The organism is Geodermatophilus sp. SYSU D00684 (assembly GCF_054050455.1).
In genome coordinates, this window is the sequence record NZ_JBJGZI010000040.1 from 24,705 (window position 1) to 37,246 (window position 12,542).

Sequence of the window (12,542 nt, forward strand, 5' to 3'; positions counted from 1 at the left end):
ACCCCGGCGGCGGGAAGGGCGCGCCCGGCGCGGACGCTGCAGCACCCGTGCAGCGACGTCCCGCCTCCGCCAGCACCACGCCCGCCCACCTGACCGCCGCCGGCGAGCCGGTCACCGTGACCGTGGCCCGCGACGTGCGGCCGGCGCAGCGCGAGGCGTTCGAGCGCTGGGCCGCCGACGTCCTCGGCCTGGCGGCGGCCTTCCCGGGCAACCTGGGCACCAGCCTGCTGCGGCCGGGGCCCGGCTCCACCCGCTACCACCTGGTCTACCGCTTCACCGACGGCGAGTCGCTGGCCCGCTGGGAGCGCTCGGCGCAGCGCCAGCGGGCGCTCGAGCGGGTCGAGCACCTCGCCGACGGCGCCGACTACGCCCGCGTCGCCGGGCTGGACAGCTTCTTCACCGCGCTCACCCCGCCGCGCCCGGGCCCGCGCTGGCGGCTGACCGTGCTGACCATCGCCGTCGTCTTCGCCATCACGCTGGCCTTCCAGCTGCTCGTGGCCCCGCACATCGCGTCCTGGCCGCTGCCGGCGCGGCTGCTGCTGTCGGCGACCGTCGTCGTCGTGCTGCTCGGCCAGGTGGTCATGCCGCGGCTGTCGCGCTGGCTGGCTCCCTGGCTGCGCGGCCGCCGCTGAGGACCGCGCGTGGGACCGTCGCACCCCTGGCGTAGACCGGGGCCGTGATCGAGATCCCGGGGCGCGGCCCCTTCGCCCTGGTGCAGAGCGCCCGCTTCCTCGAGGGCTTCGCACCCGCCCGCCATCCTGGCGCCCCCGACGGCGTCCTGCGGCTGGCCTGCTGGGTGGAGGGCTCGGACACCGCCGTGGGCGTCGCCGTGTCCCAGGACGCCGGCGGTGCGGTGCACGTCCGCGCCGACGCGGACCCGCCGCGGCTGGGCGAGCAGGTCGCGCGCGTCCTCGGCCTCGACGTCGACGGGTCGGCCTTCGCCGCGGTGACCGCGGCCGACCCGGTGCTCGCCCCGGTGGCCGCGGCCCGTCCCGGCTTCCGGCCGGTCTCCTTCTGGTCGCCGTACGAGGCCGCGTGCTGGGCGGTGCTGTCCCAGCGCACGAGCATCGCCGCGGCGGCCGGGGTCAAGGCGCGGATCGCCGAGCGGTGGGGGACCGTGCACCGCGTCGACGGCGTCCCGGTGCCGGCGTTCCCCACCCCGGCGCGGCTGGCGGCCGTGGCCGACGAGCTACCGGTGCCGGCGGTCAAGCGCGAGCGGCTGCGGGGGCTGGCCGGGGCCGCGCTCGACGGGCGGCTCGACGGCGGGCGGCTGCGTGCGCTGCCGGCAGAGCAGGCGCTCGCCGAGGTGCGGGAGCTGCCCGGCATCGGGCCGTTCTCGGCCGAGCTCGTCGTGGTCCGCGGCGCCGGGGCGCCGGACGTCTTCCCGGCCGCCGAGGCGCGGCTGCACGAGGAGATGGCGCGGCGCTACGGCCTGGCCGATCCGTCACCAGCGGAGCTGGCGCGGATCGCCGAGCGGTGGCGGCCCTTCCGCTCCTGGGCGTCGGTGCTGCTGCGGGCCGCCCGTGGCACCACCGACGCCCAGGAGCGGACGGCCCGCGCCGGGTGACTCAGCCGAGCGGGCGGACGCCGCTGGCGCTGGTGCCGCGGGCGCCGGAGGTGCGGGTGAACGCGACCCGCTGGCCCTCCTCGAGCTCGCGGTAGCCGCCGTCGTCCTCGATCTCGGAGTAGTGCACGAAGACGTCGTCGCCGCCGTCGTCGGGGGTGATGAAGCCGAAGCCCTTCTCGGCGTTGAACCACTGCACCGTGCCCTCGGCGTCGCCGCCGGCGTCCCCGCCGCGCGGGGCGCGGGCCGGCCGCTGGTCCCGGCCACCGCGGTCGTCCCGGCCACCGCGGTCGTCGCGGCGGTCCCGGGGCGCGGGGCGGTCGTAGCCGCCGCGGCGCGGGGTCGACGGGAGCAGCCGCACGGAGTCGGCCTGCAGCCCGCGGTTGCCCTCGACCAGCTCGAACTCGACCCGGTCGCCCTCCTCGAGGTCGCCGCCGCGGGTCACCGCGGAGACGTGCACGAAGACGTCCTCGGGGACGATGAACCCGAAGCCGCGGTCGGCGTCGAAGCGCGTGACGGTGCCCTGGACGACGATGCCGCGCGGCGCCCGGCCCCGCCCCCGGTCGTCCCGGCCGCGGTCGTCCCGCCCCCGGTCGTCGCGCCCGCCGCGGTCGTCGCGCCCGCCGCGGTCGTCGCGGCGGCCGCCGCGCGGGGCGCCGCCGGTCGGGCGCACCCGCTCGGCCTGCGGGCCGCGCGGCCCCTCGGTGGCGTCGTACTCGACGGGTTGACCCTCGTCGAGGGTCCGGAAGCCACCGGTGTCCTCGATGGCCGAGAAGTGGACGAAGACGTCGTCCCCGCCGTCCTGGGGCTCGATGAACCCGAAGCCCTTGTCCGCGTCGAACCAGCGGACCGTGCCGGCTGCCATGTCTGTATCCCTCGATCCCTCACGTACTGCGACGGTCCACGGTACGCGTCCGGCGCGGACCGGCTCCCGTCAGCCGCGGAGGCTCACCCCCGCAGGCGCAGCCCGCGCGGGGTGGCCGCGAACCCGGCCGCCTGCAGCGCCGACGACAGCGGGGTGTCCTGGTGCACCGAGGCGCCGTCGGCCTTCTGCACCACCATCCGGCCCAGCGCCCCGGCGGCGACGGCGCCCGACAGCGCGGTGGCCGCCTCCTTGAGCGTCTGCTCGTCCTCGGTCCACGACAGCAGTGTCTTCCCGCCGCGCTCGACGTAGAGCACCAGCTCGCCGTCGACGAGGACCACCAGCGCCCCGGCCTTGCGCCCGGCGCGGTGCCCGGTGGCCCGCTTCCCGCCGCCGGTGCCCTCGCCGACGTCGACGGCAACCTGCGCCGCCGACGACCCGTCGGCCTCGCCGTCGGAGGGGCCGGTGCGGTCGGGCCAGGGCAGGGCGGCGCCGTAGACGTTGGCCGGGTCGGTGGCCGCCAGCACCACCGCGCCCTCGGGCGTGCGGTCGGGGACGGCGTACGCGCGGAGCCGGTCGACCGCGCCGACCGTGCCGAACTGCGCGGCCCCGAGGGTCTCGACGAAGTAGCCGCGCCGCGCCCGGTTGTTCTCCTCGAACGCACGCAGCACCGGGTAGACCGCGGAGAACCCGCCGGGCACCTGCTCGGCCATGACCGCCCCGCGGGTCAGCACGCCGTGCCGTTCGAGCAGCGCCTCGGCGCGGGCGGTGGTGCGCCGGGTGGGGTTGGCCTCGCGGTCGGGCAGCCGCGACCAGCGGCCGGCCACCGTGGGCGGGCCGGTGCGGCTGGGCATCGCCGGGCGGCCCAGCCGGGGGCGGCCGTAGCGGGTGCGGTCCACGCGGGCGCGCGGCGGCGCCGGTGCCCGCTTGTGCGTGCCGCCGCCGGCCAGCCGGGTGCGCAGCGGGGCGAGGGTGTCGTTGGTGAGCAGCCCGGCCCACACCAGGTCCCACACGACGTCGGCGAGCGCGGTGTCGTCGGTGGAGCCGACCAGGTCGGACAGCCCGCGGAAGAACACCGCCTGCCCGGCCGACAGCTGCTCGAGGACGGCGAAGCCGACGCCGCCCTCCTCCGGCAGCTCGAGGGGATCGGGCAGCAGCAGCGGCGCGAGGTCGGCGGGCACCAGGCTCACCCAGCCGTCGCCGCCGGGCAGCCCGCCGGCGCCGGCCCACAGCACCTCGCCGGCGCTGGTCAGCTCGTCGAGCATCGCGGGGGAGTAGTCGCGCACCCGGGTCGGGAGCACCAGCGTCTCCAGCGCGCTCGCCGGCACCAGCGCGCCGGCCAGCTGCTCGACCACCGCCAGGACGCCGTCGACGCCGCGCATCCGGCTGCCCACCGACTGCCAGGCCGGCGTGAACCGGGCGAGCGTGCCGATCGGCACCGGCTCGACCTCCTGGCGCAGCCGGGCCAGGCTGCGGCGGCGCACCGAGCGCAGCACCTCGGCGTCGCACCACTCCTGGCCGGTGCCGCCGGGCCGGAACTCTCCGGTGACCAGCCGGCCGGTGCCGACCAGCCGCTGCAGCGTGGCGGTGACGACGGCGACGCCGAGCCCGAGCCGCGTGGCGACCTCGGCCGGCTGGAACGGGCCGTGCGTGCGGGCGTAGCGGCCGACGATGTCGCCCAGCGGGTCGGCGACCGGCTCGGTGAACGCCTCGGGCACGCCCACGGGCAGCGCGGTGCCCAGCGCGTCGCGCAGCCGGCCGGCGTCCTCGATGGCGACGTGCCGCTCCTCACCGGCGATCCGCACGACGATCGCCCGCCGGGAGGCCACCAGCTCGTCCAGCCACTCCGCCGGGACGCCGCGCAGCGCCGCCTCGGCGGGGGTGAGGTCGCCCAGGCCGCGCAGCAGGTCGGAGGCGCCGTCGACGTCGCGGGGGTGGCGCTCGGCCGGCAGCCGCTGCAGTTCGCGCTCCACCTCGGCCAGCGCCTCGGCGTCGAGCAGCTCGCGCAGCTCGGAGCGGCCGAGCAGCTCGGCGAGCAGGCCGGTGTCCAGCGCCAGCGCCTGCGCGCGGCGCTCGGCCAGCGGGGCGTCGCCCTCGTAGAGGAACTGCCCGACGTAGCCGAACAGCAGCGACTGCGCGAACGGGCTCGCGGCCTGCGTCTGGACGTCGACCACCCGCACCCGCCGCGAGCGGACGTCGCGCATCAGCTCCACCAGGCCGGGCACGTCGTAGACGTCCTGCAGCACCTCGCGGGCGGCCTCGAGCGTGATGGGGAACGAGGAGAAGTCGCTGGCCACGGAGAGCAGCTGGGCCGCGCGCTGGCGCTGCTGCCACAGCGGGGTGCGGCGGCGGGGGTCGCGGCGGGGCAGCAGCAGCGCGCGGGCGGCACACTCGCGGAAGCGGCTGGCGAACAGCGCGGAGCTGCCGACCTCGGCGGTCACCTCGCGCTCGACGTCGTCGGGGTCGAGGACGGCCAGGTCGGCCTCGGGCGGCTCACCGGTGGTGTCGGGCAGCCGCAGCACGATGCCGTCGTCGGAGTGCATGGAAGCGACGTCGACGCCGTAGCGCTCGCGCAGCCGGGCGGCGAGGACCAGCGCCCACGGGGCGTTGACCTGCGCGCCGAAGGGGGAGTGGACGACCAGCCGCCAGTCGCCGAGCTCGTCGCGGAACCGCTCGACCAGCAGCGTGCGGTCGTCGGGGAGGTGGCCGGTGGCCGCCTTCTGCTCGGCGAGGTAGGCGAGCAGGTTGGCCGCGCCCCAGTCGTCCAGGCCGGCCGCCTGCGCCCGCTCGCGGCCCTTCTCCGGCGTCGCCGAGCCGACCTCGCGGAGGAACGCGCCGAGCGCGCGGCCCAGCTCCAGCGGCCGGCCGGGGGCGTCGCCGTGCCAGAACGGCATCTTCCCGGGCTGACCGGGGGCGGGGGACACGAGCACCCGGTCGTGGGTGATCTCCTCGATCCGCCACGACGACGAGCCGAGCAGGAAGACGTCGCCGACGCGCGACTCGTAGACCATCTCCTCGTCGAGCTCGCCGACCCGGCGCCCGCCGGCCCCCTCGCCGCCGACGAGGAAGACGCCGAACAGCCCGCGGTCGGGGATGGTGCCGCCGCTGGTGACCGCCAGCCGCTGGGCGCCGCTGCGGGCGGTCAGGGTGTCGGTGACCCGGTCCCAGGTCAGCCGCGGCCGCAGCTCGGCGAACGCGTCGGAGGGGTAGCGGCCGGCCAGCATGTCGAGGACGGCGTGCAGCGCGGAGTCGGGCAGGCCGGAGAACGGCGCCGACCGGCGCAGCAGCGCGCCGACCTCCTCCACCGTGCGCGGGCCCTCGGACACGATCGCCACGATCTGCTGGGCGAGCACGTCGAGCGGGTTGCGCAGGTAGCGGATCGACTCGATCGCGCCGGCCTTCATCCGCTCGGCGACCAGCGCGCACTGCACGAGGTCGCCGCGGTACTTGGGGAACAGCACGCCGCGGCTGACCGCGCCGACCTGGTGCCCGGCGCGGCCGACCCGCTGCAGGCCCGCGGCCACGGTGGGCGGCGCCTCGACCTGGACGACGAGGTCCACCGCGCCCATGTCGATGCCGAGCTCGAGCGACGACGTCGCGACCACCGCCGGCAGCCGCCCGGACTTCAGCGCCTCCTCGACGACCGCGCGCTGCTCCCGGGACACCGAGCCGTGGTGGGCGGCGGCGACCGGCTGCACGCCCTCGGGGACGCCGCCGCCGGAGCCGGCCTGCGCCATGAGCGCCGCGGCGTTGGTGCCGGGCGGCACCGCCTCGCCGGTGGCCCGCTCGTAGGCCATCTCGTTGAGCCGGCTGGTCAGCCGCTCGGCCAGCCGCCGGGAGTTGGCGAACACGATCGTGCTGCGGTGGGCCTCGACCAGGTCCAGCACCCGCTCCTCCACCGCCGGCCAGATCGACGTCCGCGGCTGGTCCCCGGCCGCCGACCCCTCCAGCTCGCCGGTGGGCTGGCCCAGCTGGCTCATGTCCTCGACCGGGACGATGACCGACAGGTCCCACTCCTTGCCCGCCGGCGGCTGCACCACCCGCACCGGCCGGCCGCCGGCGAGGAAGGTGGCGACCTCCTCGATGGGGCGCACCGTGGCCGACAGGCCGATCCGCTGCGCGGGGCGGTCCAGCAGCTCGTCGAGCCGGTCGAGGGAGACGGCCATGTGCGCGCCGCGCTTGCTGTCGGCGACGGCGTGCACCTCGTCGACGATCACCGTCTCCACCCCGCGCAGCGCCTCCCGCGCGGAGCTGGTGAGCATGAGGAACAGCGACTCGGGCGTGGTGATGAGGATGTCGGTGGGCCGCCGGGTGAACGCCCGCCGCTCGTCGGCCGGGGTGTCGCCGGAGCGGATGCCGACGGTGATCTCCGGGCGCGGCAGGCCCAGCCGCAGGGCCGCCTGCCCGATGCCGGCCAGCGGGGCGCGCAGGTTGCGCTCGACGTCGACCGCCAGCGCCTTGAGCGGCGAGACGTAGAGGACGCGGCAGCGGCGGCTCTCGTCGGCCGGCGCCGTGCTGGTCAGCCGGTCCAGCGACCAGAGGAAGGCCGCCAGCGTCTTCCCCGACCCGGTCGGGGCGACGACGAGCGCGTGCTCGCCGCTGCTGATGGCGTCCCAGGCGCCGTCCTGGGCCGCCGTGGGCTCGGCGAAGGCGCCGGTGAACCAGGCCCGGGTGGGCGCGGAGAACCGGTCGAGAGCGGGCACGTGTCCAGTGTCCCCGCGGGTACGACAGTCCGCTGGCCTGCGCCGACGCCCGGAGCGGGCGGCGCGCGCCCGGACCGGGGGTGGCGTGCGGCACACTCCCCGCCATGCGCCACTCGCTCTACGAGGCCGAGCACGAGGACTTCCGGCAGACGGTCCGCACGTTCCTCGAGAAGAACGTCGCGCCGTTCCACGACCGGTGGGAGCGGGAGGGGATCGTCCCGCGCGAGGTGTGGCTCGCCGGCGGCGAGCAGGGCCTGCTCGGGATGGACATCGACGAGCAGTTCGGCGGCGGCGGGGTCCGGGACTTCCGCTACAACGCCGTCCTCGACGAGGAGGTCACCCGGGTCGGCGCCAGCGGCCTGGGCTTCGGCCTGCACAACGACGTCGTCTCGCCCTACCTGCGCGACCTGTGCACCGAGGAGCAGGCGCAGCGCTGGCTGCCCGGCTTCTGCCGCGGCGAGCTGATCACCGCCATCGCGATGACCGAGCCGGGCACCGGCAGCGACCTGCAGTCGATCCGCACCGCCGCCCGCCGCGACGGCGACTCCTGGGTGCTCAGCGGCGCCAAGACCTTCATCACCAACGGCATCAACGCCGACCTGGTGATCGTGGTGGCGCGCACCGACCCCGACGCCCCCGGCGCGAGGGGCACCAGCCTGCTCGTCGTCGAACGGGACATGCCCGGGTTCACCCGCGGCCGCAACCTCGACAAGGTCGGCCTCAAGGCGCAGGACACCGCCGAGCTGTTCTTCGACGAGGTGCGGGTGCCGGCGGAGAACCTGCTCGGCACGGAGAACCGCGGCTTCGCCCACCTCATGGAGAACCTGCCGCAGGAGCGGCTGTCGATCGCCGTCGGCGCGGTGGCCGCCTGCGAGACGGTGCTCGCCCGGACCCTCGAGTACGTGACCAGCCGGACCGCCTTCGGCCGGCCGGTCGGCAGCTTCCAGAACAGCCGGTTCGTCCTCGCCGAGCTGCACACCGAGACGACGGTCGCGCGGACGTTCGTCGACGAGTGCGTGCGGCAGCTGGGCACCGGCGAGCTGACCGCCGTCGACGCGGCGATGGCCAAGTACTGGACCAGCGAGCTGCAGAACAAGGTCGCCGACCGCTGCCTGCAGCTGCACGGCGGCTACGGCTACATGGACGAGTACCCGGTGTCCAAGGCCTGGCGCGACGCCCGCGTGCAGTCGATCTACGGCGGCACCAACGAGATCATGCGCGAGATCATCGGCCGGTCGCTGGGCCTGTGACGACGCAGGCGGCCGCCGACGTCGGCCGGGTGCAGCGGCGCACCGTCGCCGTGCTCTCCGGCGCGGTCGCCCTGGGCGGCCTCGGCGTCACCGTCGGGATCACCGTCGGCGGGCTGCTCGCGCGGGAGGTGTCGGGCAGCGACGCCGCCGCGGGGCTCGGCCAGACGATGGGCGTGTTCGGCGCCGCGCTGCTCGCCGTCCCGCTCGCCCGGGTGTCGGACCGGGCCGGGCGGCGGGCGGGGCTGGCCGCCGGGTACGCCGTCGCCGTCGGCGGCGCCGCGCTCACCGTCGTCGCCGCGGCGCTGTCCTCGCTCCCGCTGCTGCTCGCCGGGCTGTTCGCCTTCGGCGCGGCGACCGCCTGCAGCCTGCAGGCGCGTTACGCCGCGGCCGACCTCGCCCTCCCCGAGCGGCGCGGCCGCGCGCTGTCGCTGGTCGTGTGGGCGACGACGGTCGGCTCCGTCCTCGGCCCCAACCTCGCTGCGCCCGGCGCCGACCTCGGGCGCGCGCTCGGCCTGCCCGCGCTCGGCGGCGGCTTCGCCGTGTCCGCCGCGGTGTTCGCCGTCGTCACCGCCGGGCTGTGGCTCGCCCTGCGCCCGGACCCGCTGCTGCTGGCCCGCCGGATCGCCGACGGCGAGGGGCCGGCGCCCGTCCGCCCGCGGCGGGCCACCCGGGGCGCGCTGGCCGCGGTGTGGGCCGCCCCCGGCGGCCGGCTCGGCCTGGTCGCCGTCGTGGTCTCGCACGCGGTGATGGTCGGCGTCATGGTCATGACGCCGGTGCACATGGGGCACGCCGGCGGGCACGACGACGCGACGACGCTGCGGCTGGTCGGCGTGGTCATCAGCGTGCACGTGGCCGGCATGTACCTGTTCAGCCCGCTCGTCGGCTGGCTCGCCGACCGGGTGGGCCGGCGCGCGACGGTGGCGCTCGGCGGGGCGCTGCTCCTCGCCGCCGCGGGCCTGGCGGGGACCGCGCCGCCGGAGGCCGCCGGCCGGCTCGGCGCCGGCCTGCTGCTGCTCGGGCTGGGCTGGTCGTGCGGGCTGATCGCGGGCTCCACGCTGGTCACCGAGGCGGTGCCGGCGGAGGTGCGGCCCACCGCGCAGGGTGGCGCGGACCTGCTCATGGGCCTGGGCGCGGCGGTTGCCGGCGCCGTCGGCGGCCCGCTGCTGGCGCTGGGCGGCTTCGACCTGGTCGCCGGGGTGTCCGCGGCGCTGGTGGTCCCGCTGGCGCTGGTCTGGCTGCGGCGCTGACCGCCCGGCCCCTCAGCGGCCGCGCATGTTGCGCCACAGCACGACCAGCGTGATCAGCAGGCAGATCGCGATGCCGATCTCGAGGACGACGTCCCACGTCGCCGAGCCGGTGCTGGGGAACACGCCCCCAGCCTAGGCTCGACCTGTATCATGAAGTAACTTCACGGTGCAGGAGGTTCACGATGGCGGACGCGCGGGTCGCGGCGCTCGACCGGGTCCTGGAGCTCACCGTCCTGCTCGGGCGGGACATGGCGACGTCCCTGGCGGCCGAGGGGCTGACCGTCGCCCGCACGGCTCTGCTGTGGCGGCTGCGCTCCGCCGGCCCCAGCACCCAGCGGGCGCTGGCCGACGCCCTCGGGGTCAGTGCCCGCAACGTCACCGGGCTGGTCGACGGGCTGGCCGAGGCCGGCCTGGTCACCCGCGAGTCGCACCCCACCGACCGGCGGGCGACCCTGGTGACTCCCACCGCCCGTGCCGAGCGGCTGCTCGAGGAGATGGCGGCGGGGCAGGAGCAGCTCGCGGAGCAGCTGTTCGGCGGGCTGGCGCCGGACCGCCTCGACGGGCTGGTGTCCGCCCTCGACGAGGTCCTCGACCGGCTGCGCGCCCTGGTCCCGGGCGGCGCGGCCGCGGGGGAGGCCCCGTGACCGCCCGCGAGCTGGTGCGCCGCGCGGTGGCCTTCGAGCTCGGCACCTGGCGCAGCCTGTGGCGGTGGGTGCGCCGCCGTCCCGACGTGCCGGCCGGCGCCGACGCCTTCCCGTACGCCTCGGCGGCCGCGCCGGTGATGTGGACGTTCATCGTGCTGTCGGCGGTCGAGATCCCGCTGGTCGACTGGCTGCTGCCCTGGCAGTCGCTGCGGGTCGCGGTGGCGGTCCTCGGCGTCTACGGGCTGCTGTGGATGGTCGGGATGCTCGCCGGGCAGCGCGTGCACCCGCACACCGTCGACGCCGGCGGGCTGCGGGTGCGCAGCGGGTGGACCGTCGACGTCCGGGTGCCGTGGGAGGAGATCGCCGCCGCGCGCGTGCGGCGGCGCAGCGTCGAGGGTTCGCGCACGGTCGTCGTCGCGGAGGAGGGGGAGCGGCGCGCGGTGTCGGTCGCCGTCGTGGCCTCCACACAGGTCGACGTCGAGCTGCGCACGCCGCTGGTGCTGCCGCTCGCCCGCACCGGCGGCCGCCCGGTGGGCGAGCTGCGGCTGGCCGCCGACGACCCGGCGGCGCTGGTCCGGCGGTTGCGGTCGGGGATCGCCGACCACGCTGCCGCCACGGCCGGCGGGGACGCGCGCTAGCGTCGGGGACGTGCGCCTGCAGGAGTTCTGGTCCCGGCTGGAGACCCAGTTCGGGTCGATGCGGGCGGAGAGCGTCGCGCGCGACCACGTGTTCTCCGTGCTCGGGGGCCGCTCGGCGGTCGACGCGATCGAGGCCGGGGTGCCGCTGCGCCGCGTGTGGCTGGCGATCTGCGAGGAGTACGACGTGCCGCAGAGGGACCGCTGAGCCGTCGCCGGCGCCGGGTCGAGCGTGTCCCCTCGACTCGAACACCTGTTCGTCCTACTGTGAGCACGTCCACAGGGAGGTCGTCCTCCACAGGCCCGGACGGTCACCGGAAAGTGTCAGACCCCCGACCTAGCGTCGCCTCCGACACCGCATCGACTCCACGACACGCGACTTCCCGAAGGTGAGCACCATGGCAACGCTCGACCGCGACAAGGCCCTCGACATGGCCCTCGCCCAGATCGACAAGCAGTTCGGCAAGGGCTCGGTCATGCGCCTGGGCGACAGCGCCGCGCAGGCGATCAAGGTCATCCCGACCGGCTCGATCGCCCTCGACATCGCGCTCGGCATCGGCGGCCTGCCCCGCGGCCGCGTCATCGAGGTCTACGGCCCGGAGGCCTCCGGCAAGACCACGGTCGCCCTGCACGCGGTGGCCAACGCCCAGGCCGCCGGCGGCATCGCGGCCTTCATCGACGCCGAGCACGCGCTCGACCCGGAGTACGCCCGGGCCATCGGCGTCGACACCGACGCGCTGCTGGTCAGCCAGCCCGACACCGGGGAGCAGGCCCTCGAGATCGCCGACATGCTGATCCGCTCCGGCGCGCTCGACATCATCGTCATCGACTCCGTCGCGGCCCTCGTGCCCCGCGCCGAGATCGAGGGCGAGATGGGTGACAGCCACGTCGGTCTGCAGGCCCGCCTCATGAGCCAGGCGCTGCGGAAGATCACCGGTGCGCTGAACAACTCGGGCACCACCGCGATCTTCATCAACCAGCTGCGCGAGAAGGTCGGCATCGTCTACGGCTCGCCCGAGGTGACCACCGGTGGCCGCGCGCTGAAGTTCTACTCGTCGGTCCGCCTGGACGTCCGCCGGATCGAGACCCTCAAGCAGGGCACCGAGGCCGTCGGCAGCCGGGTCCGCGTCAAGGTCGTCAAGAACAAGGTCGCCGCCCCGTTCAAGCAGGCCGAGCTCGACCTGCTGTGGGGTGTCGGGTTCAGCCGCGAGGGCGGCCTCATCGACGCCGGCGTCGAGCAGGGCTTCATCCGCAAGTCCGGCGCCTGGTACACGTACGAGGGCGATCAGCTCGGCCAGGGCAAGGAGAACGTCCGCACGTTCCTCCGCGACAACCCCGACCTCGCCGACGAGATCGAGAAGAAGGTCAAGGAGAAGCTGGGCATCGGCCCGCAGGTCGACGCGCCGGCCGCTGACCCGGTCGACTTCTGAGCGACCCCGTGACCGGCTGGTCCGGCCCGGTCCCCGAGGGGGCCGGGCCCGAGCAGGCCGATCGCCCCGCCGGCCGCCGCGGCCGGGGACCCCGCCAGCCGGGCGCCCCGGGGCGCGGGCGCCGGGCCCCCCGCCGGGCTGCTGGTGCGATCGGGCGGCGCAACGACTCGGGACGAGGTGGTCGGGATGCCGAAGTTCGTCGTCTTC

At 76.4% G+C, this 12,542-nt stretch carries 10 protein-coding genes; 8 read left to right on the forward strand and 2 right to left on the reverse strand.

Annotated features, from left to right (window positions below; translation table 11 throughout):
- The first annotated feature begins 47 nt into the window (after positions 1–47).
- Positions 48–632, forward strand: a complete 585-nt coding sequence (locus ACI79L_RS22285) for an antibiotic biosynthesis monooxygenase (protein ID WP_456938889.1) — start codon at positions 48–50, stop codon at positions 630–632.
- A 44-nt stretch (positions 633–676) separates the two neighbouring features.
- Positions 677–1,567, forward strand: coding sequence for a DNA-3-methyladenine glycosylase family protein (locus tag ACI79L_RS22290; RefSeq protein WP_456938890.1), 891 nt, complete (start codon positions 677–679; stop codon positions 1,565–1,567).
- 1 nt (position 1,568) lies between these two features.
- On the opposite strand, the gene ACI79L_RS22295 is transcribed toward ACI79L_RS22290, so the two are convergent.
- Complete coding sequence (locus ACI79L_RS22295) at positions 1,569–2,429, reverse strand: cold shock domain-containing protein (protein WP_456938891.1); 861 nt, start codon at positions 2,427–2,429, stop codon at positions 1,569–1,571.
- An 83-nt stretch (positions 2,430–2,512) separates the two neighbouring features.
- Positions 2,513–7,129, reverse strand: a complete 4,617-nt coding sequence (locus ACI79L_RS22300) for an ATP-dependent helicase (protein ID WP_456938892.1) — start codon at positions 7,127–7,129, stop codon at positions 2,513–2,515.
- A 104-nt stretch (positions 7,130–7,233) separates the two neighbouring features.
- Between ACI79L_RS22300 and ACI79L_RS22305 the strand changes: the two genes are divergently transcribed.
- The 6 genes from ACI79L_RS22305 (at position 7,234) to recA (ending at position 12,335) form a co-directional block, all read left to right on the forward strand.
- Positions 7,234–8,379: an acyl-CoA dehydrogenase family protein gene (locus ACI79L_RS22305; protein WP_456938893.1), complete on the forward strand. Its 1,146-nt coding sequence runs from the start codon at positions 7,234–7,236 to the stop codon at positions 8,377–8,379.
- Positions 8,376–9,626 carry an MFS transporter gene (locus tag ACI79L_RS22310; RefSeq protein ID WP_456938894.1) on the forward strand — a complete coding sequence of 417 codons (1,251 nt, stop codon included), beginning with the start codon at positions 8,376–8,378 and terminating at the stop codon, positions 9,624–9,626. Before ACI79L_RS22305 ends, ACI79L_RS22310 begins: the two co-directional genes overlap by 4 nt.
- A 182-nt stretch (positions 9,627–9,808) precedes the next feature.
- A complete protein-coding gene (locus ACI79L_RS22315; RefSeq protein ID WP_456938895.1) occupies positions 9,809–10,270 on the forward strand; it encodes a MarR family winged helix-turn-helix transcriptional regulator in 462 nt (153 codons plus the stop codon).
- Complete coding sequence (locus ACI79L_RS22320) at positions 10,267–10,908, forward strand: hypothetical protein (RefSeq protein ID WP_456938896.1); 642 nt, start codon at positions 10,267–10,269, stop codon at positions 10,906–10,908. The genes ACI79L_RS22315 and ACI79L_RS22320 overlap by 4 nt, the downstream gene beginning before the upstream one ends.
- Positions 10,909–10,918: 10 nt before the next feature.
- The gene (locus tag ACI79L_RS22325) at positions 10,919–11,113 is read left to right on the forward strand and encodes a DUF3046 domain-containing protein (RefSeq protein WP_456938897.1); all 195 of its coding nucleotides are present in this window, start codon (positions 10,919–10,921) and stop codon (positions 11,111–11,113) included.
- Between the two features lie 190 nt (positions 11,114–11,303).
- Positions 11,304–12,335 (forward strand): recombinase RecA, encoded by a 1,032-nt coding sequence (gene recA, locus ACI79L_RS22330; RefSeq protein WP_456928996.1) that lies wholly within the window; start codon positions 11,304–11,306, stop codon positions 12,333–12,335.
- Positions 12,336–12,542 lie beyond the last annotated feature (207 nt).

What these genes read in the sequence shown, in the direction of transcription:
- ACI79L_RS22295 (WP_456938891.1), bottom strand. Translation starts at nt 2,429, where the DNA reads ATGGCAGCCGGCACGGTCCGCTGGTTCGACGCGGACAAGGGCTTCGGG.
- ACI79L_RS22305 (WP_456938893.1), top strand. Translation starts at nt 7,234, where the DNA reads ATGCGCCACTCGCTCTACGAGGCCGAGCACGAGGACTTCCGGCAGACG.
- ACI79L_RS22315 (WP_456938895.1), top strand. Translation starts at nt 9,809, where the DNA reads ATGGCGGACGCGCGGGTCGCGGCGCTCGACCGGGTCCTGGAGCTCACC.
- recA (WP_456928996.1), top strand. Translation starts at nt 11,304, where the DNA reads ATGGCAACGCTCGACCGCGACAAGGCCCTCGACATGGCCCTCGCCCAG.